Origin of the sequence: Pseudarthrobacter oxydans, from assembly GCF_030812335.1 — a bacterium.
GTDB classification, from domain to species: Bacteria; Actinomycetota; Actinomycetes; order Actinomycetales; family Micrococcaceae; genus Arthrobacter; species Arthrobacter oxydans_B.
Window position 1 is genome coordinate 367,142 of the sequence record NZ_JAUSSN010000004.1, and the last position, 18,822, is coordinate 385,963.

An 18,822-nucleotide genomic window follows, 5' to 3' on the forward strand; every position below is an offset into this window, starting at 1 on the left:
CAACACTAGCGACATATACGCCGGATGGCATCCACTAATTGCGGCCCCGGGCTGTGTAGCCGCGGGGCATTGCCCCGTCCCGGAAGGCGGTGCTAGAACGGACGCACCGCCATCCCGGCAGGTGAGGCCGCAGCCTACCGACGCAGAGGAGTGGACCACCATGGGGGATTTCTTCCGGAACCAGCTGTTCAACATCATCGCAGCCGTGTTCCTAGCCCTGTTCGTGATCGTCTGGGGCAACGTGCTCTTCCAGGTCTGGGTGTTCGTCCCGGAGATTCCGGGCACCCCGCCCCGGCTGAACGGCGCCGTCGTCTGCGCCGCCGGGGCGCTGTCCACCTCGCTGAGTTCACTGACCGCGTCCGCCCTGGGTTTCACCATGGCCGAGGTCCGCCGGGAGGAGCAGAGCGGGAGCGGGAAGGCCGCCAGCCAGGCCCAGGTCGGTGTCTTCGAGGCCGGCGGGATCACCACGAAGCTCTCCGGCCGGGTCATCGCGGCGTTGATGGTGTACCTCGTGGTCGGGCTGCTGGTGCTCGGCGTGTGGCTGGTGAAAGGCACCGCCTCCACCGACCTGATCGGGGCGTTCTCGCTCTCGCTGCTGGGCTGGATCATCGGCGCGGCCGGGGTGGTGTTCCAGACCGAGAAGCCCAGCCCGCAGGCCTCCGAAGCCGGTTAGCCGTTCAAGCAGCTAACCCGCATAAGCATCTACCTCGCAGCAGGGGCCGCTTTGAGGGCCTCATAACGGCCGCAACTGCCAGCTACTTAGTCGAACCAGGGGTCCAGCCCGTAGAGCGGGAAGATCTCCTTGCGGGTGGCCATGACGGTCCGGTCCACGTCGTCGTTCGGGTCGAAGCCGACCTCCCAGGAGCGCCACCAGAGGTCGACGTCGTCGCCCATCATTTCCGGCGCGGCGACCCCGTACTTGTCCCCGTACTTTTCCTTCACGTAACTGCGCCAGTCCTCCGGCACCGGGGTACGCAGCGGGACGGGTCGCCCGGCCGCGATCGCGATCAGGTGGCTCCAGGCCCGCGGCACCACGGTGATGACGTTGTAGCCCCCGCCGCCGGTGGAGATCCAGCGGTTCTCGCAGTAGCGGGCCGCGAGGTTGCCGATCGCGGTGGCGGCCTCGCGCTGGGCGTCGACGCTGATGTTGAGGTGGGTGAGCGGGTCCAGCCGGTGGGAGTCGCAGCCGTGCTGGCTTACGACGACCTCGGGCTCGAAGGCACCCACGAGCTGCGGCACGACGGCGTGGAAGGCGCGGAGCCAGCCGCCGTCCCCGGTGCCGGCCGGCAGGGCGACGTTCACGGCGCTGCCCTGAGCATTGGGCCCGCCGATCTCGTTGGCGTAGCCGGTGCCCGGGAACAGGGTCAGCCCCGTCTCGTGCAGGGAGATCGTCAGCACGCGCGGGTCGTCCCAGAAGATGCTCTGGGTTCCGTCGCCGTGGTGCGCGTCGATGTCGATGTACACCACGCGCTGCAGGCCGCCGTCGAGCAGCCGCTGGATGGCGAGGGCCGCGTCGTTGTAGATGCAGAATCCGCTCGCGCGCTCCCGGGCCGCGTGGTGCATACCCCCGCCGAAGTTCACCGCACGGACAGCGCTGCCGTCCAGGATGGCGGCGGCGGCGAGGATGGAGCCGCCGGCAAGCCGGGCACTGGCCTCATGCATCCCGGCGAAGGCCGGGTCATCCTCGGTGCCGAGGCCGCGTTCCAGGTCCGGGGTGCCGGGGTCCGCGCTCACGCGCCGCACGGCGGCGACGAATTCGGGGCTGTGGACGGTGCACAGTTCCGCGTCGCTGGCGACGTCCGGCGCCGCGACGGTGACGTGCTCCAGGTCCAGCAGACCAAGGCTTCCGGCCAACCTGGCGGTGAGCTCCATCCGCTCCGGGGCCATCGGGTGGCTGTGGCCGAAGTTGTAGGCGGTCATGGCGGGATCCCACACCACCGTCGTTGGCAGTGCGGCCTTGGCGAGCCCGGGAAGGTATGTCATCAATCACAGGCTACCGGAGCGCGGGGCCCCGTCCCCCAGTCATTGCGGGGGGTTTAGTGGTTTACTACTGAAGGAAGCAGTTTCAAGCGAGGAAAAGCCACACATGACGCAGAGCCAGTCGAGGTCCAAGAGCCCGGCCAACTGGCAGCCCGGCACTCCGGAGCGGGAAGGCCTGTGGGTCTTCACCCGCCTCCGCGACTTCATCGACAACATTGCCAACACCACCCCGGCCCGCCTCGCCCTCACCGCGTTCGGCATGGTGGTCCTTGTCTTCACCGGCCTGTTGTCCCTTCCGGTGTCCTCCGCCACCGGTGATTTCACCCCGCTGTACCAGGCCATGTTCACCGCCGTGTCCGCCGTCTGCGTGACGGGGCTGACCGTGGTGTCCACGGCGGTGCACTGGTCCTTCTTCGGCCAGCTCGTCATCCTGGTCGGCATCTTCGTGGGCGGCCTGGGCACCCTGACGCTGGCCTCGCTGCTGGCCCTCCTGGTGAGCAAGAAGCTGGGTGTCCGCGGCAAGCTGATCGCCCAGGAGGCCATGAACACCGGCCGCCTCGGTGAAGTGGGCACCCTGCTGCGGATCGTCATCGTGACCTCGGTGGTGATCGAAGCCGCCCTGGCGCTGGCGCTGATCCCCCGGTTCCTGATGCTGGGCGAAAGCTTCGGCCAGGCGGTCTGGCACGGGGTGTTCTACGCGATTTCGTCGTTCAACAACGCCGGGTTCACCCCGCACTCGGACGGCATCGTCCCGTACGAGACCGATCTGTGGATCCTCGTCCCGCTGATGGTCGGCGTCTTCCTCGGCAGTCTGGGCTTCCCCGTGGTGATGGTGCTGCAGCAGAACGGCCTGAACTGGAAGAAATGGAACCTGCACACCAAGCTGACCATCCAGGTGTCGCTGATCCTGCTGGTGTCCGGCACGGTGCTGTGGGGGCTGATGGAGTGGGAAAACGTGAGGACCATCGGCGGCATGAACGACGCGGACAAGGTCATCCATTCGCTCTTCGCCTCGGTGATGACGCGTTCCGGCGGGTTCAACCTGGTGGACCAGAACCAGATGGATTCCACCACCATGCTGCTCACCGATGCCCTCATGTTCGCCGGCGGTGGTTCGGCGTCGACCGCCGGCGGCATCAAGGTGACCACCATCGCCGTGATGTTCCTGGCGATCATGGCTGAGGCCCGCGGCGACTCCGATGTGAAGGTCTATGGCCGCACCATCCCCGAAGGCACCATGCGGGTGGCCATCTCGGTCATTGTCGCCGGCGCCACCCTCGTCGCCGTCGCCGCCATGCTGCTGCTCCACATCAGCGGCGCATCCCTGGACCGGGTGCTCTTTGAAACCATTTCCGCCTTTGCCACGGTGGGGCTCAGCACGAACCTCAGTGCCGAGCTGCCGCCGTCGGGCGTTTACGTCCTCACCGCCCTGATGTTCGCCGGGCGCGTCGGGACCGTCACCCTCGCCGCTGCCCTGGCCCTGCGCCAGCGCAGCCAGCTGTACCACTACCCGGAAGAGAGACCCATCATTGGCTAGTTCCTCAGGCGCCGTCAACCGTCCCGCCCACAACGCCCCGGTGCTGGTGATCGGGCTGGGCCGTTTCGGCGCCTCCACCGCAGAACAGCTGGTCAAGCAGGGCCGCGAGGTGCTGGCCATCGAACGCGACCGGAACCTGGTGCAGAAGTGGTCCAGCACCCTGACCCACGTCGTCGAGGCCGACGCCACGAACATCGATGCGCTCCGCCAGCTCGGCGCGCAGGAGTTCAGCTCCGCCGTCGTGGGGGTCGGCACCTCGATCGAATCCTCGGTGCTGATCACCGTCAACCTCGTGGACCTTGGCATCGAGCACCTCTGGGTCAAGGCCATCACGCCCTCGCACGGGAAGATCCTGACCCGGATCGGCGCCAACCACGTGATCTACCCGGAGGCCGACGCCGGTGTCCGCGCCGCGCACCTGGTCTCCGGCCGCATGCTGGACTTCATCGAGTTCGACGACGACTTCGCGATCGTGAAGATGTATCCGCCGCGCGAAACCGTGGGCTTCACCCTGGACGAATCCAAGGTCCGCTCGAAGTACGGGGTCACGATCGTGGGCGTGAAGTCCCCGGGCGAGGACTTCACCTACGCCCGGCCGGAGACGAAGGTGTCCTCCCGGGACATGCTCATTGTTTCCGGGCACGTGGACCTGCTGGAGAGGTTCGCCGCCCGGCCGTAGCGGCGCCGCGACGTCCTGGACGACCGGCACAGATCGACTCCGCGGAGAAGCCTCCCGTTCACTTGGCAAGGTCCCCAGCGCGGCGGATACCGTCTGGCGACGCGCCAAAGCGCTGGCGCCGCCGTATTCCGGCAGCGCCAGCGCTTTGGCGCGTCATGAGGCGGATTGCGCGTCGCCTGAGCTACCGCCTTGTCAGGACCCGGCGGTCTTCGCAGCCTTCGCGGCGGCCTTGGCCGTCTGCTTGCTGGCCCGCACCTTGCTCAGCGACTCCGGGTCCACAATGTCAGCGACGGACAGGAAGGCGTTCTCCTGACCGTAGTGTCCGGCGGCCTCGCGCCAGCCTTCAGCCTGGAGGCCACACTGCTTTCCCAGCAGCGCCAGGAAGATCTTCGCTTTCTGCTCGCCAAATCCCGGCAATGCCTTGAGCCGGCGCAGCACCTCCGGCCCGTCGGGGTCACCCTGCGTCCAGATGGCAGTCGCGTCGCCGTTCCAGTCTTTCTGCACGGTCCCGGCAAGGGACTGGACGCGGCCGGCCATTGATCCGGGGAACCGGTGGACGGCCGGCCGTTCCTTGAACATCTCGACGAACTCTTGCGGATCGTAAGCGGCAATCGCGGCCGGATCCATGGAACCGATGCGCGTCCGGATTTTTTCCGGACCGGCGAAGGCCGATTCCATGGTCACCTGTTGGTCAAGCAGCATGCCGGTGAGCAGCGCAAACGCGTCATCGCTCAGTAGTTTGTCCGCCGCGGGATCCCCTGTGATGTGCAGTTCCATGGGTCCCATCCTGCCACCCGGTGCGGTCCGCGTCATGGGTTGCGCCTGCGTTTGCCGCTAGCCGAGCTGTTTGGTGATCTCCGCGGCGCGTTCGGCGGCGGCGCGGGCGCCGTCGGCGATGATCGCGGGCAGGCCGCGCGCGTCAAAGGTCGCGATGGCGCGCTCGGTGGTGCCGTTGGGGCTCGTGACAGCCTTGCGCAGCGCCGCCGCATCCGCGCCCGCCTCGGCCAGCATCAGGCCCGCCCCGGCGACGGTTTCCCGGGCAATCAGCAGCGACAGCTCACGGTCCAGTCCGAGTACGACGCCGGCGTCCGCCATCGCTTCGGCCAGGTAGAACGCGTACGCGGGGCCGGAGCCGCTGATCGCGGACAGCGCGTCGACCTGGTCTTCCGGGATTTCGACGACGGTGCCCGCCGAGGCCAGCAGGTCCTTGGCGAGCTGGAGCTGCGCCGGGGAACAGTGCGTGCCCGGCGACACGGAAATGACGCCCCGGCCCAGCTGCGCCGGGGTGTTGGGCATGCTCCGGATCACGGGCTGGCCGGCCGGCAGGGCCGCTTCCAGCTGCTCCAGCGACACGGCGGCGGCGACGCTGATGACGATCGTGTCCCGTGCCAGCGAGTCGCCGATCTCACGGGCCAGGTCCGCGATGCCTACGGGCTTGACGCCCAGGATCACGACGCCGGAGCCGGTGGCCGCCTGTTTGTTGTTCTCCGGCTCTTCGGCGCCGGCGATGGCTGTGATGCCGTGATGCCGTTTGGCCAGCTGGTCGGCGCGTTCGGCGCGGCGGACGGTGGCGACAATGTCCGCCGGGTCAGTGCCGCCGGCGATCAGGCCGCCCATGATGGCCTCGTTCATTGATCCACAGCCCAGGAATGCGATTCGGTTACTCATGCCCCCATCATTGCAGTCCGGCCCGATTCCCAGCCAGCTCCCATCTTCAGGTCAGGGTCTTCACAAACTCCGGAACTAACGTGGTGGTTACCTCATTGAGGGTGCGAGTGATGCGGCAGGCATGCGGATGTCTGCCCGGCACCGGTGGACTGCAGCGGGTTTCCCCCATTTTCCCGCAGCGGAACGCCGGTGCCTTTCGCCGTTAACGGGCAGCTCCGCCCGGGCCGGTTTCAGGCAGCCACGTCTCACGCAGCCGGGACTCAAGCAGCCGGGACTCAAGGAATGTCCGGTCGGCGGCGTTTCCGGCCAGCTGCAGCGCAGCGTCGTACGCGGCGACGGCCTCATCGATGCGGCCCAGCCGGGCCAGGAAGTCGGCGCGGACGGCGTGGAACGGGGAGTAGCCCTCGAGCCCGAGCGCGTCGACGAGGCGCAGGGCAGGTTCCGGGCCCTCCAGCTCGGCCAGGGCGACCGCCCGGTTGAGGGCCACGACCGGTCCGGGCGCGAGTTCGAGGAGCCGGTCGTACAGCCGGAGGATCTGGCGCCAGTCCGTAGCGCCGCCGTCGGGCGCATCGCTGTGGACCGCGCTGATGGCCGCCTGGAGCTGGTACGGTCCGGGCTGGTTCCGCCGCAGGCACTGCCGCACCAGGTCCTGGCCCTCCGCGATCAGGGCACGGTCCCACAAGCGCCGGTCCTGGTCCGCCAGGAGCACGGGGCCGCCGCCGGCTTCCCGCGCGGCGCGCCGTGACTCGGTCAGCAGCATCAGGGCCAGCAGGCCCTTCACTTCTGCTTCGTCCGGCATCAGCGCGGCCAGCAGCCGGCCCAGCCTGATCGCTTCCGCGCAGAGGTCCGCCCGGATGGGCGGACCACCGGAGCTGGAACTGTAGCCCTCGTTGAAGATGAGGTACACCACCGCAAGGACCGGCGGCAGGCGCGCCGGAAGGTCCGCCCCGTGCGGCACCCGGTACGGAATCCCGGCCTCCCGGATTTTCGCCTTGGCCCGGACCAGGCGCTGGGCCAAGGTGGTTTCCGGCACCAGGAAGGCGTGGGCGATTTCCGCCGTCGTGAGACCGCCCAGCAGCCGCAGCGTCAGAGCCACCTGGGCGTTGGTGGCGAGGGCCGGGTGGCAGCAGGTGAACATCAGCCGCAGCCTGTCATCGTCCACCGTGCCCTCCCTTGAGAGTTCAGTGATCACGAGTTCCTCGGGCGTCGGTTCTGCCGGGGACCTGGCGGCCTGCAGCTGCGCGGCCTGAAGCTGTTTGTCGCCGCGTCCGGCTTCCCGGCGCAGCCGGTCGGTCGCCCGGTTCCTGGCAGTGGTGATGATCCAGCCCGCGGGGCTTGGCGGGAGGCCGGTGGAGGGCCAGTGCCGGACGGCGAGGGTGAAGGCGTCCTGGACGGCGTCCTCGGCGGCGTCGATATCCCCGAGCACACGGGTCAGGACGGCGACGGCCCGCCCGTATTCCTTCCGGAAGACGCCGGCGATGCCCGCCTCCGCCGCGGGCGCCCCGGCGGGTCCCTGCGGCGCGGACTCGGGTGTCCCGGCGGACTCGGGCGGCGGCTCGGGCTCGAGTTGCCCGGCCTCCTCCGGTGCCCCGGCGGATTCGGGCGGCGGCCGGGACCCTGTTTCGCGGACCATTTTCTGGCGCGCCTAGTGCTGGACGGGTCGCACTTCGATGGGAAGGGTAGTGGCGCGGGCCAGCTTTTCGGCCCAGCCGAGGGCGGCGTCGAGGTCCGCGGCCTCGATGACGGTGAACCCGCCGAGGTGCTCCTTGGCTTCGGCGAAGGGACCATCAGTGATGAGCACCTCGCTGCCCTGCTGCCGCACGACGGTGGCGGCCTCGGCGGGATGCAGCCCGGCCCCGAACACCCAGGCGCCGGCTTCCTCCATCTCGCGGTTCAGGGCCTCGACGTCCCGCATGATCGGCTCCAGGAATTCCGGGGCCGGGGCGGGGCCATCGGGCTGGTAGACGCTGAGCAGGTACTGTGCCATGGTGCTGTCCTCCTTGACGATTCGGCCGGTCCTGTACCGGCCTCTCACCTACTAGACGAACGGACTGCCCCCGGATCGACACATCCCTCCCGGGACTCAGGCCTGAGGGGAAGCCGTCACCGGGCGCCGGCTGATTCGGATTTCGATGCGTCCGGCGCCTCTGAATCAGGTGACTGCGGCCTTGTGGGGTGGTCGGTCTGGGTCACATGGGGTGCGGGGTCCAGCGGCCCCTCGAAGACCAGCTGATCCAGCCGGCGGAGGATCAGGCCTTCGCGGAGTGCCCAGGGGCAGATCTCTATGCTCGGAAACTCGAACATCTCCAGGGCCGCTTCCGCCACCAGGGCCCCTGCCAGAAGCTGGGGGGCGCGGGCTTCGGAGACACCGGGCAGGCTCAGCCGGTCCTCCACCTCCATCGCCGAGATGCGCTGTGCCCATAGGCCCAGGTCCGTGGCGAACAGTTCCCGCTTGACGTAGGGGCCCGCGGCGCTGGGCGCGGCGCCGGCGACCCGGGCCAGCGAGCGGAAGGTCTTGGAGGTCCCCGCGACGTGGTTTGCCTTGCCGAGCTTCGCGAAGTCGCGCACCACCGGCTTGAGTGTGGTCCGGATATAGCGGCGGAGTTCCTTCACGCTCTTGGCCGAGGGCGGGTCCTCCTGCAGCCAGTCCCGGGTGAGCCGGCTCGCTCCGAGCGGGACGGAGGTCGCGAGTTCGGGGAGTTCATCCTCCCCGTAGGCCATCTCGAAGGAGCCGCCGCCGATGTCGAGGTTCAGGATGGGTCCGGCGCCCCAGCCGTACCAGCGGCGGACCGCGAAGAACGTCATCGAGGCCTCTTCGCTGCCGGTCAGTTCCCGCAGCGTCACGGTGGTCTCATGCTTGACCCGTGCCAGCACTTCCGGGCCGTTGGTGGCCTCGCGGATGGCGGAGGTACAGAACGCCAGCAGGTCTTCGGCCTTGTGCTTGGCCGCGAATTCCCACGCTTCGAGGACGAATTCGATCAGCTCATGCTGGCCGGCGTCGTTGATGCTGCCGTCGCTCTCGAGGAACTGCACGAGGGAGAGCGGGCGCTTGTGCGAGGCGAACGGCACAGGGCGCGCACCGGGGTGGGCATCCACGAGCAGGAGGTGGACGGTGTTTGATCCAATATCGAGGACGCCAAGACGCATAGTGTCATTATTGCCCCCGGGAACGCGGCCCGCCTAACGGGCCGGCCGCGCCCCGAACATCGGCTTAGGCCTGACCGTCCGGGCCGGACTCGTCTTCGGGCTCGTCGGCGGGCTTGAAGTCGCGCCGGATGTTCGCCACGCCTTCCGGATCGATTTCGAAGCCGAAGGCTGCGCCGGGGTTGATGACCATGCCGAGGTCATCGCCGAGGTTGCCCAGGATCGCGGCGCCCTGGGTGCCGAGCACGTTGGGGGCGGCGGCCAGGTACTGCTCGGTGACGCGGCTCGGGTGGGAGAACACGGCCAGGACAGGCTTCCCGGCGGAGTTGGCGAGCACCAGCGGCTCGACCTGGGAATCGGCGCCCTCGAGCGCGTCGGAGCTGACGATGTAGACCTCGTTGTTGAGGAAGGCCAGGATGACGTCAACGGGGTTGGCGTCGGGCTCCTCCCCCTTGGCAAGCTGCTCTTCGAGGTCGTTCAGCGGCTGGAGGTCCAAGTGATCGGGCTGTTCAGTCATGTCTCTACTCGACCACGTTTGCGGGCGGGTCCGCAATTCCTAACTCGTCCCCGCTGCCCAAACCGGAGTGATCCGGCAGCGTGCGTCTAAGCGAGGGCCCCGCCGTCAGGGTTCCCTGTCCGAGCTTGCGAGGAGAGGGGGACGGCGGGGAGGAACGAGCGAGCACGCAGAGGATTGCTCCGGTTTGGGCGGCACCCCCTACTTCTTGGCGGCAGCCTTGCGGGCCGGGGCCTTGCGCGCCGTCGTCGTGCGCTTGACCGGGCCCTTGGCGCGCTTCTCCGCGAGGAGTTCGACGGCCTGTTCCCGGGTGAGCTCCTCCAGCGAGGTGGAGCGCGGCACGGTGATGTTGGTGACGCCGTCGGTGATGTACGGGCCGAAGCGGCCTTCCTTCACCACGATGTTCTTCTCCGAGACCGGGTCCGGACCGAATTCGGCCAGCGGCGCGACGGCGGCGCGGGCGCCGCGCTGTTTGGGCTGGGAGTAAATCTCCAGGGCCTGCTCCAGCGTGATCGTGAAGATTTCCTCTTCCGAACCGATGGACCGGGAGTCCGTGCCCTTCTTCAGGTACGGGCCGAAGCGGCCGTTCTGCACCGTGATCGGGTTGCCTTCGGCGTCCTGGCCGAGCACCCGGGGCAGGCTCATCAGCTGCAGGGCCTCGTCCAGGGTGATGGTGTCCACGCTCATCGAGGCGAACAGCGAGCCGGTGCGGGGCTTGGCCTTCACCGGCTTCTTCGGCGGCTTGGGCTTGCCGTTCTTGTAGTACTCGACCGGCTGGTTGGCGATCTGTTCCTCGGTCATCTCCGGGATGACCTCGGTGACGTAGGCGCCGTAGCGGCCGTTCTTGGCGACGACGGTGTGCCCGGTGTGCGGGTCCGCGCCGAGCACCCGCTCCTCGGGGGCGGCGGTTTCCATCAGCTCGACCGCCTTGGCCGCGGTGAGCTCATCCGGGGCCAGGTCCTCAGGGACGTTGGCGCGGGCGGCCTCAACCACTTCGCCGGTCTTCGGATCGACCGTGGGGACGGAGCTCTCCAGGTACGGTCCGAACTTGCCGACCCGCAGGGTGATGCCCTCGGTGATCGGGATGGAGTTGATTTCGCGGGCGTCGATCTCGCCGAGGTTGTTGACGATGCTCAGCAGCCCGGGGTTGGAGTCCTCGCCGAAGTAGAAGTGCTTGAGCCAGGCGGGTCCCTCGGCCTGGCCGTTGGCGATCTTGTCCAGGTCCGCTTCCATGTCGGCCGTGAACTCGTAGTCCACGTAGTCGTGGAAGTGCTGTTCGAGCAGCCGGATCACGGAGAACGCGATCCAGCTCGGGACCAACGCGGAGCCCTGCTTCCGGACGTAGCCGCGGTCCTGGATGGTGGAAATGGTGGAGGCATACGTCGACGGGCGGCCGATGCCCTTCTTTTCCAGCTCGGCGGTCAGCGACGCTTCGGTGAAGCGCGGCGGCGGGGACGTCTCGTGCCCGATGGCGGCAATCTCCGAGGCGGTGAGCGCGTCGTCCTTGGCCACGTTCGGCAGCCGGCGGGCCTCGTCGGATTCGTCGTCGCCGCGGCTTTCGTCCTTGCCCTCTTCGTAGGCGGCGAGGAAGCCGGGGAAGGTGATGACGGTGCCGGAGGCCGAGAACTCGGCGTCGCGGCCGTCGGCAGCGATGGCGCCGAGGCGGATCGTGGCGGTGGAGCCCTTGGCGTCGGCCATCTGCGAGGCGACGGTGCGCTTCCAGATCAGCTCGTAGAGCCGGAACTCGTCGCCGGAGAGCTGCTTGGCCACCTGGGCCGGGGTGCGGAACGAGTCACCGGCGGGGCGGATGGCCTCGTGGGCCTCCTGCGCGTTCGCGGCCTTGCCGCTGTAGACGCGCGGGGAGGCGGGAACGTATTCCGGGCCGTACAGCTCGGAGGCCTGGCGCCGCGCGGCCGTGACGGCCTCGTTGCTCAGCGCGGAGGAGTCCGTACGCATATAGGTGATGTAGCCGTTTTCGTACAGCCGCTGCGCCACCTGCATGGTGCTCTTGGAGGAAAAGCGCAGCTTGCGGCCGGCCTCCTGCTGCAGCGTCGAGGTCGTGAACGGCGCGGCCGGGCGGCGGGTGTACGGCTTGGTGTCGACGGAGCGGACCCGGAAGTCGGCGTCCTGCAGGCCGGCGGCGAGGGAGGTGGCGAGGTCCTGGTTGAGGTGCACGGCGTTGCGGGAGGTGAGCTCGCCACTGTCGTTGAAGTCACGGCCGCTGGCGACCTTGGCGCCGTCGACCATGGCCAGTTTGGCCTTGAACGAGCCGGACCCGGCGCCGAACTGGCCGGTCAGGTCCCAGTAGGAGGCCGATTTGAAGGCCATCCGCTCACGCTCGCGGTCCACGACCATGCGGGTCACGACGGACTGCACGCGGCCGGCGGAGAGGCCTCGGGCCACCTTGCGCCACAGCACCGGGGAGATCTCGTAGCCGTAGAGGCGGTCCAGCACACGCCGGGTTTCCTGCGCGTCCACGAGGTCCTGGTCGACGTCGCGCAGGTTGTCCATGGCGCGGTGGATGGCTTCCTTGGTGATTTCACCGAAGGTCATCCGGTAGACCGGCACCTTGGGCTTGAGCACTTCGAGCAGGTGCCACGCGATGGCCTCGCCCTCGCGGTCCCCATCGGTTGCGAGATAGAGAGCGTCAGCGTCTTTGAGCTGGGCCTTGAGCTCGGCGACCTTTTTCTTCTTGTCCGGGGACACCACGTAGTACGGCTTGAAGTCGTTATCAACGTCGACGGCGAACTTGCCCACCGAGGTCTTCTTCAGCTCCGCCGGCAGTTCCGACGGCTGCGGGAGGTCGCGGATGTGACCGATGGAGGCCTCAACGATGAAGCCCTCGCCGAGGTACTTGGCGATGGTCTTGCTCTTGGCGGGAGACTCCACAATCACGAGTTTCTTACCGGTTTTGGCCTTGCTTGGCACGGTGCTCCTACAGAAAAAGGTTGCTCGGGCAGATGCGCCCATACCCGCCTAGTTCACCATATTTTGCGGATTCCCGCGCATCCAGCCCCAAACGGAGGGCCCCCGGGCACGACTTCCGGACGTAATGAACCCCCGCCAGGCAGGCCTCCGCCGGGCCCGGCCGGGGCGGGCCCGCGCCGCTGTCAGGCGGGGCTGCCGGAAGGCTTCGCCGGAGGCTTTCCGCGGTCATCCGGGATCATCGACCACAGGGTCGCCATCCGCTCGGCCCCGTCGGGGACCTGGTCCGGATCCTCCAGATCGTAGTCCCGCAGCAGCTCGAAGAGCCGGTTGTTCAGTTCCTCCCGCTGGTCCGGGGTCAGATAGAGCAGATTGCTGGCCAGCACCACGGAGGAGGGCCCGTCCACGGCCTCGCCGCGCTGGCGCTGCTCGTCCCTGGTCTTGGCGTAGGCGTTGACGCGCCGGCGGTAGGCGTCCAGTTCAAGATCCAGCACGGCGAATTCGGGGCTCGCCACCCCGCCGCCCGAGTTGATGGTGAAGTCGGTGCCCGCGGCTTTCCAGCGGCGCTCCCGCGCGTCGCCGGCGGTGGCGGCCGGGACCACGATGCCCCACTTCTGCAGCGCGCGCAGGTGGTAGCTCATGGCGCTCGGGGTGAGGCCGGTCTGCGCGGCGAGTTCGGTGGCGGTCCGGCTCACCTGGGTTGAATACAGTTCGGAGATGACTTCCAGCCGGGCGGCGTGGGCCAGCGCCCGGATCGCTTTCGGGTCGGTGATCTCCACTTTCTTCTCCGGGCGCTGCCGGCGTTTGGGCGCCGGAGGGACCGGTGACTCCGCCATTGGGGTTTCTGCATTCACACCACCAGTCTACCGAGCTCCGCCAAACTATGAAAGAAATGCTTGACACCAAAATGTACCGCAGAGTAGCTTGCTATTTATGAAACAGACGGCGCCGGGTGACGCCCCGCCCGCGCAGCCCCTCTGGCGCAACCGGGACTTCGTCCTGGCCAGCAGTGCCCGCTTCATCGCCACGGCCGGCATGGGCGCCGTCATCATCAGCGTCATGCTACACCTGCAGAACCTCGCCGCCGCCGGCCAGACGGCCATCGCCGGACCCTGGCTCGTGGCGGCCTATCTGCTCTGCTCGGCGCTCCCCCTGGTGCTGCTGGCGCCGTGGGCGGGCCGGCTGGCCGACACCCGGGATTCCAGGACGCTGGCGACGGCGTCCGCCGTGGTCAGTGCCGCCGCGGTCGCCGGGATGGGGCTGGGCATGCAGTATCTGGACAACTATCTACCCGTGCTGTTCGCCATGACGTTCCTCCTCGACACCGCCCAGGCGGTGGCCGGGCCGACCTGGCAGGCCCTGCTGCCCCGGATCGTGGGCGAGGAACGGACCCCGCGGGCGCTGGGCACCATGCAGGCCACCATCATGATCGCCAGCATGGTTGGACCGGCGGCCGGGGGGCTGCTCAGCGGCTGGGGCGGATCCGGCCTGGTGTTTGCGGTGGCCAGCGGCTGCTACCTGGCGATGGCCGCCGGTGCCATGCTGATCCGGACCCGCCGCGGCACGGCCGCCGAGCGGGTCGGCAAAGAGCCTCCGGCCCTGCTGAACGGGCTGCGCCTGATCCGGCGTGACGGCCTGGTCTGGGCCCTGGTCCTCGGCGCGCTGTTCTTTATCACCGTCGGCGAGGCGACCAACGTCCTTGAGGTGTTCCTGGCCCGCGACGAGCTCGGCGCCACCGAGACGCAGTACGGGCTGCTGGCCGCGTCGTTCGGCCTCGGGATGGCGTCCGGGGCGGGGCTGGCCAGCCGGATCACGAGCCACCCCACCCGGCTGCGCGCGCTGCTGGTCTCGATGGCCCTGACCTCGGCCTTCCTGGGGATCATGTCCCTGGTGCCGAACATGGAACTGTTGTTCATCGCCTACACCGCCATGGGGGCCAGCTGCGGGATGCTGAATGCGTGCTTCGGGGCGATCGCGATCATGCGGATCCCGGAAAGCGGCCGCGGCCAGGCCATGGCGATCATCGGCGGCATGACCCGGGCCGTGGCCATCGGGGCGCTCGCGCTGGGCGGGCTGCTCGGTGCCCTGCTCCCCATCCGGGTGAGCTTCCTGGTCGCCGGGGTGGGCGGGGTCCTGGCGGCCCTAGTCGTCACCGCGTACGTCCTGCCGCGCTACGGCAGCGAGGGCGCGGCAAGTCCCGCGGTTCCCGCCGCAGGGACTGCGCCGGCGGCGGCGTCAGGCGGGCAGCAGGAAGCCGTCGCGGACCAGGTTCCCCACCTCGGTGAGGACGCCGGCGCGGAAGGTCCCGGCGTCCCAGTCCTCGCCCCCGCCCAGGAGCGCCTCAAGGGCGCCGACGATCTGCCCGACGGACAGGTCGCCGTCGCACGCTGAGACAAAGCCGGCCAGCTCGGTGCTGAGCAGGTTGGTGCGGCGCAGGCCGGCACCCTGGCGCAGCAGGATGACGCCGGGGTGTTCGGCTCCGGGTCGCTGGTGCCGCTCCTCGGTGACGTCCTCGGCCACAAGCAGGTGCGCCGCCGCCAGATCGTGGTCCGCCAGCCAGTCGGCGCGTTCCACGGCGGCACCCAGGTGCGGGCCGACGGGCTGCTCGATCGGATAGGTGATCTCCTCGAAGCGCCGCAGCGCCGGGGTGGCGCCGTCGGCGGGCCGCCGCAGCCAGATCATCCCGAAGCCGATGGCCTCGACGCTGCGGGAGGCGAAGTCGTCCAGGTACGCGGCGTACGAGTCCTGGAAGAGCCGCCGGTCGCGGGCCTCGGAGGCGTCCTGCAGCCAGGTTTCAGCGTACTGTTCCGGGCTGACCTGCTCGCGCTGGATGAACCAGGCGTCCGCGTCCGGGCCGGCCCAGCGCTGGGGCCGCTCGTCCCAGGCCGCGCCCGCCGGGATTTCCCAGTTGCCCAGGAGCTGGGCCGTTCCGCCGGGGGTCAGGACCGAGGGGAGGTCGCGGACCAGCGCGGCGACGATGTCATCGCCCGGCAAGCCGCCGTCGCGGTAGGTGAACTGGTCGCCGGCGGCCTCCCCCAGGCTGCGCGGCGTGATCACGAACGGCGGGTTGGAGACCACCAGCTCAAACTCCTCGCCCGCCACCGGATCGAGCAGCGAGCCACGGCGCAGGCTCACCCGGGCTTCCGGATCGGAGGGGTCCAGGTGCAGCTGGCCGGCGTTGAGGAGCAGGTTGAAGCGGGTGAACGCGAGGGCGCGGTCGGAGATGTCGGTGGCCGTCACGTGCTCGGCATGGTGGAGCAGGTGGAACGTCTGGATGCCGCAGCCGGTGCCGAGGTCCAGGGCCCGGGCCACGTGCCGGCGGGCGGTGACCTGCACCAGTGTGGTGGAGGCCTGCCCGATCCCGAGGACGTGGTCGTGGCGCAGCACCCCGGGGCGCTGGTGGGCGGCGAGGTCGCTGGCCACCCAGAGCTCCGCGCCGCCGCTGACAGTTTCTTCCCTCCGGGCGTCTTCCCCCTGGGCGTCTTCCCTCCGGGCGCCTTCCCTCCGGGCGTCTTCCCCCTGGGTGTTTTCCCCGGCGGTTCCGTCCCAGCCGTAGGGCCGCAGGTCCACCTTCGCCTGGATCAGGCCGTCGGCGGACGGCTCCACGAGGCCCAGTTCCAGCAGGCCCGCCGTGCGGATGCCGGGCAGGGCGGCGTCGAGGGTGGCGGCGGGCTGCGGTTCGGCCAGCAGCCAGAAGCGGACGACGGCGGCGAGCGCCGCCGTCGTCGGCTCCCCGCGGCGGGCCGCCTCGGTGACGATCAGCGCCGGAACCAGCTGGTCCCGGCCCAGGGCGCTGTGCGCGGCCGCGCCGAGCAGTGCGGCGACGCCGTCAACGGTGTAGCCGATGCCGCGCAGGTCCGCGGCCAGGGCGTCGAGCAGGACGGGGAGGTCGCTGCGAGGGGCGTCGGGGGTGTTGCCGGCCGTGAAATGCGTTGAGGGAGTCACCGGACAAGTTTAGTCCAGGCCCCCGGGGCCGGGGCCGGGCCGGGCCCAGGCCCCCGCTGTGCGGGGGCCTGGGACGGCGTGGCGGGACGCGTCGGGTCAGAGGTTCTTCGCGACGTAGATCCGGAGGGCGTCGCGGACGAAGGCGGCCCCGGCTTCGCCGCCGTAGTTCGCGGCAAACCGCGGATCGGCAACGTACATCTCACCGAGACCGGTGACGTAGCCCTTCAGGTCGCCCTCACGGCCGGTGGCGGAGGCCGGCGTGCCGGGTATTCCGGTGAGCCATTCGACCTGCCGCCTGGCCAGCTCCTGCGCCTCGGCGCTGTCCGCGGCGGCACCGGACTCCGCCGCCGCGATCCAGTCGCTGCCCAGCTGCCGGGAGCGCTGCTTCCAGGCGTCTTTTTCGGCCGGGCCCATCCCCCGCCACCAGGAATCGCCCTGCGCGTACGCGTCCTTGCCCCAGCGCTCCTCGACCTCGTCCTTGTACTGCGTGTGGTCGAAGCCGTCGAACATTTTCTCCGCCATGATCTGTTCTCCTTCTTTCAGTGCTTCAATCGTCTGCCGGACCGAGGCGACCTGCCGTGCCAGCCGGTCCTGTTCCTGCCGGAGCCAGTCCAGGTGCCGGCCCAGGGCCTTAACGGCATCGGGCTCGTGGCCGAGGACTTCGGCGATGGCGGGGAGCCCAAGCCCCAGGTCCCGCAGGAGCAGGATGCGCTGCAGCCGCACGAGCGAGGCCTGGTTGTAGAACCGGTAGCCGTTGTCGCCGGTCCGGCTGGGTTTGAGCAGCCCGACGTCGTCGTAGTGGCGCAGTGTCCGGCTCGTGGTCCCGGCGATCCTGGCGATCTGCTGCACAGACCATTCCACGTGGCTGCCCCCCTTTCCGTTCCGGAACCGGCCCCTTCCGGGCCGGTATCCCGATGCTAGAGCTTGACGCTACGTCAAGGTCAAGGCCCTGGCCTGGGCCCGGGTTCGGGCCGGGTCGGGGTCGGGCCCGGCTCGGTGGTCGGCCGGAACGTTGGCTCTGCGGCCGGCAGCTGGAGCTTCAGCCCGGATGCGGCGGGCTGCCGTACTATTGGCGTATGCACACGCAGCAGCGATTTATCAGCCCTCGGCCGCTTTCCGGCCGCACGGGCTTCTTGTCGCGCGCGTAACTGCAGCCGCCGGGGTCCGTCCGGTGCAGTGGCCGAGGGTGCAGTTCCCCCCTCCCGCACTCCAGACCAAGGACCCCCTCATGAAGACGTATTTGACCCCCGCTGACCTGCAATCAGCCCTCGCGCTCCGCGATCTGTCCGATCCAGCCCAGGGCCCGCACGCGATGACCCTGCTGCTGGCCGAAATCACAAGGGCGCTGCAAAGCCTCTGGGGCATCGAAGTTGAGACGCACCGGCTCAGCCCCCTCGTCGCCACCGCCGACAACTACGACCGCCTGGGCTACTCCCCCGGCGACGTCACGCGCGATTCACGCTACTCCCGCCATGTCAGCCCCACGGTGATGCTGCGGAGCCACACCTCGGCGGGTGTTCCGGCCCTGCTGGACTCGCTGCGCCAGGAAATGGGCCACTACGACCGGCTGCATGCGCTGCCCGGCCTGGTGTACCGGCGGGACTCGATCGACCGCACCCATGTGGGCGCCCCGCACCAGCTGGATCTGTGGCGGCTCAAAGCGCGCGGCCTGCTGGGTCCCGCCGAGCTGGACCGGATGATGGCGGCCGTCGTGGAGGCCGTGCTGCCGGCGGCACTGCACCCGGACGTCCAGTGGCGCGCGACCCCGGCGAACCACCACTACACGGATACCGGCTGGCAGCTCGACGTGCTCGTCAGCCAGCCGGACGGCAGCCGGGAATGGCTGGAACTGGCCGAATGCGGCCTCGTCGCCGCGCAGGTCCTTCGCGGCTCCGGACTGGATCCCCGCCGCTGGGCAGGTCTCGCCCTGGGACTGGGGCTGGACCGTGCGCTGATGCTGCGCAAAGGGATCCGGGACATCCGGCTCCTGCGCGCGGAGAACTCCGAGATCCAGGTCCAGCTGCTGGACCTGGACGCCTACCGGCCCGTGTCGGTCATGCCGGAGGTCCGGCGCGATCTGTCCCTCGTGCTCGGCTCCGCGGCGGACGCCGACGTCGAACTGCTGGGTGACCGTGCACGGACGGCCCTCGGGCCGGAGTCCGAGGTGCTGGCCGCGCTGGAGATCCGGGCCGTCACCCCGGCGTCGGGGCTTCCGCCGGCCGCCGTCGAACGGCTCCGGCTCGCCCCGGGCCAGGTGAACGTGCTTTTGCGGCTGGTGCTGCAGCCGCTGGACCGGACGCTGACGGACGGGGAGGCCAACCTCCTGCGCGACCGCGTGTACCTTGCCCTGCACCGGGGCCAGGTGCTCGAGCTGATCGCCGGGTAGGGCTGCGGGGCCGCTGCGGGCCGGCAGCCGGGAAATCAGCTGCC

The 18,822-nt window shown here is 69.3% G+C and carries 15 protein-coding genes and 1 pseudogene; 5 read left to right on the top strand and 11 right to left on the bottom strand.

Features of this window, described 5'->3' with window-relative positions; genetic code table 11:
• Window positions 1-160: 160 nt before the first annotated feature.
• On the top strand, window positions 161-673 hold the full coding sequence (locus J2W14_RS09210) for a hypothetical protein (RefSeq protein WP_307461463.1): 513 nt from the start codon (window positions 161-163) through the stop codon (window positions 671-673).
• 86 nt (window positions 674-759) lie between these two features.
• Here the strand turns inward: J2W14_RS09210 and J2W14_RS09215 are convergent, their stop codons facing one another.
• Window positions 760-1,983, bottom strand: coding sequence for an acetoin utilization protein AcuC (locus J2W14_RS09215; protein WP_307461465.1), 1,224 nt, complete (start codon window positions 1,981-1,983; stop codon window positions 760-762).
• 103 nt (window positions 1,984-2,086) lie between these two features.
• Between J2W14_RS09215 and J2W14_RS09220 the strand changes: the two genes are divergently transcribed.
• Together J2W14_RS09220 and J2W14_RS09225 are read left to right on the top strand one after the other, a co-directional pair.
• Complete coding sequence (locus J2W14_RS09220; protein WP_307461467.1) at window positions 2,087-3,517, top strand: TrkH family potassium uptake protein; 1,431 nt, start codon at window positions 2,087-2,089, stop codon at window positions 3,515-3,517.
• Window positions 3,518-3,557: 40 nt separating this feature from the next.
• The gene (locus J2W14_RS09225) at window positions 3,558-4,196 is read left to right on the top strand and encodes a potassium channel family protein (protein WP_370871241.1); all 639 of its coding nucleotides are present in this window, start codon (window positions 3,558-3,560) and stop codon (window positions 4,194-4,196) included.
• 192 nt (window positions 4,197-4,388) lie between these two features.
• Here the strand turns inward: J2W14_RS09225 and J2W14_RS09230 are convergent, their stop codons facing one another.
• The 8 genes from J2W14_RS09230 to J2W14_RS09265 form a co-directional block, all read right to left on the bottom strand.
• Window positions 4,389-4,973, bottom strand: a complete 585-nt coding sequence (locus J2W14_RS09230; RefSeq protein ID WP_307461470.1) for an HhH-GPD-type base excision DNA repair protein — start codon at window positions 4,971-4,973, stop codon at window positions 4,389-4,391.
• 57 nt (window positions 4,974-5,030) lie between these two features.
• Entirely contained in the window at window positions 5,031-5,864 is an 834-nt protein-coding gene (proC, locus tag J2W14_RS09235; protein WP_307461472.1) for a pyrroline-5-carboxylate reductase, read from the bottom strand.
• A gap of 202 nt (window positions 5,865-6,066) precedes the next feature.
• Window positions 6,067-7,497, bottom strand: a complete 1,431-nt coding sequence (locus J2W14_RS09240; protein WP_307461476.1) for an RNA polymerase sigma factor — start codon at window positions 7,495-7,497, stop codon at window positions 6,067-6,069.
• 12 nt (window positions 7,498-7,509) lie between these two features.
• A complete protein-coding gene (locus J2W14_RS09245; RefSeq protein ID WP_307461477.1) occupies window positions 7,510-7,851 on the bottom strand; it encodes a YciI family protein in 342 nt (113 codons plus the stop codon).
• Window positions 7,852-7,967: 116 nt separating this feature from the next.
• Window positions 7,968-9,011, bottom strand: coding sequence for a Ppx/GppA phosphatase family protein (locus J2W14_RS09250; RefSeq protein WP_307461479.1), 1,044 nt, complete (start codon window positions 9,009-9,011; stop codon window positions 7,968-7,970).
• Between the two features lie 64 nt (window positions 9,012-9,075).
• Window positions 9,076-9,525, bottom strand: coding sequence for an SseB family protein (locus J2W14_RS09255; RefSeq protein WP_307461481.1), 450 nt, complete (start codon window positions 9,523-9,525; stop codon window positions 9,076-9,078).
• Window positions 9,526-9,723: 198 nt separating this feature from the next.
• The gene (gene topA / locus J2W14_RS09260; protein WP_307461483.1) at window positions 9,724-12,450 is read right to left on the bottom strand and encodes a type I DNA topoisomerase; all 2,727 of its coding nucleotides are present in this window, start codon (window positions 12,448-12,450) and stop codon (window positions 9,724-9,726) included.
• 182 nt (window positions 12,451-12,632) lie between these two features.
• Entirely contained in the window at window positions 12,633-13,301 is a 669-nt protein-coding gene (locus tag J2W14_RS09265; protein ID WP_370871238.1) for an ArsR/SmtB family transcription factor, read from the bottom strand.
• Window positions 13,302-13,482: 181 nt separating this feature from the next.
• Between J2W14_RS09265 and J2W14_RS09270 the strand changes: the two are divergent.
• Window positions 13,483-14,637, top strand: a pseudogene (locus J2W14_RS09270) (MFS transporter); the annotation flags it as partial.
• Window positions 14,638-14,682: 45 nt separating this feature from the next.
• Here J2W14_RS09270 and J2W14_RS09275 read toward each other — a convergent pair.
• Together J2W14_RS09275 and J2W14_RS09280 are read right to left on the bottom strand one after the other, a co-directional pair.
• Window positions 14,683-16,392 carry a DUF7059 domain-containing protein gene (locus J2W14_RS09275; protein ID WP_307461485.1) on the bottom strand — a complete coding sequence of 570 codons (1,710 nt, stop codon included), beginning with the start codon at window positions 16,390-16,392 and terminating at the stop codon, window positions 14,683-14,685.
• 96 nt (window positions 16,393-16,488) lie between these two features.
• Complete coding sequence (locus J2W14_RS09280) at window positions 16,489-17,253, bottom strand: MerR family transcriptional regulator (RefSeq protein ID WP_307461487.1); 765 nt, start codon at window positions 17,251-17,253, stop codon at window positions 16,489-16,491.
• Between the two features lie 367 nt (window positions 17,254-17,620).
• Between J2W14_RS09280 and srmL the strand changes: the two genes are divergently transcribed.
• Window positions 17,621-18,778, top strand: coding sequence for a PheS-related mystery ligase SrmL (gene srmL, locus J2W14_RS09285; RefSeq protein ID WP_307461489.1), 1,158 nt, complete (start codon window positions 17,621-17,623; stop codon window positions 18,776-18,778).
• The last annotated feature ends 44 nt before the right edge of the window (window positions 18,779-18,822 follow it).

Bases quoted from the DNA above. Each gene is read 5' to 3' on its own strand.
- srmL (WP_307461489.1), top strand. From the start codon at position 17,621: ATGAAGACGTATTTGACCCCCGCTGACCTGCAATCAGCCCTCGCGCTC.
- proC (WP_307461472.1), bottom strand. From the start codon at position 5,864: ATGAGTAACCGAATCGCATTCCTGGGCTGTGGATCAATGAACGAGGCC.
- J2W14_RS09245 (WP_307461477.1), bottom strand. From the start codon at position 7,851: ATGGCACAGTACCTGCTCAGCGTCTACCAGCCCGATGGCCCCGCCCCG.
- J2W14_RS09210 (WP_307461463.1), top strand. From the start codon at position 161: ATGGGGGATTTCTTCCGGAACCAGCTGTTCAACATCATCGCAGCCGTG.
- J2W14_RS09240 (WP_307461476.1), bottom strand. From the start codon at position 7,497: ATGGTCCGCGAAACAGGGTCCCGGCCGCCGCCCGAATCCGCCGGGGCA.
- J2W14_RS09215 (WP_307461465.1), bottom strand. From the start codon at position 1,983: ATGACATACCTTCCCGGGCTCGCCAAGGCCGCACTGCCAACGACGGTG.
- J2W14_RS09255 (WP_307461481.1), bottom strand. From the start codon at position 9,525: ATGACTGAACAGCCCGATCACTTGGACCTCCAGCCGCTGAACGACCTC.
- J2W14_RS09230 (WP_307461470.1), bottom strand. From the start codon at position 4,973: ATGGAACTGCACATCACAGGGGATCCCGCGGCGGACAAACTACTGAGC.
- J2W14_RS09250 (WP_307461479.1), bottom strand. From the start codon at position 9,011: ATGCGTCTTGGCGTCCTCGATATTGGATCAAACACCGTCCACCTCCTG.
- J2W14_RS09220 (WP_307461467.1), top strand. From the start codon at position 2,087: ATGACGCAGAGCCAGTCGAGGTCCAAGAGCCCGGCCAACTGGCAGCCC.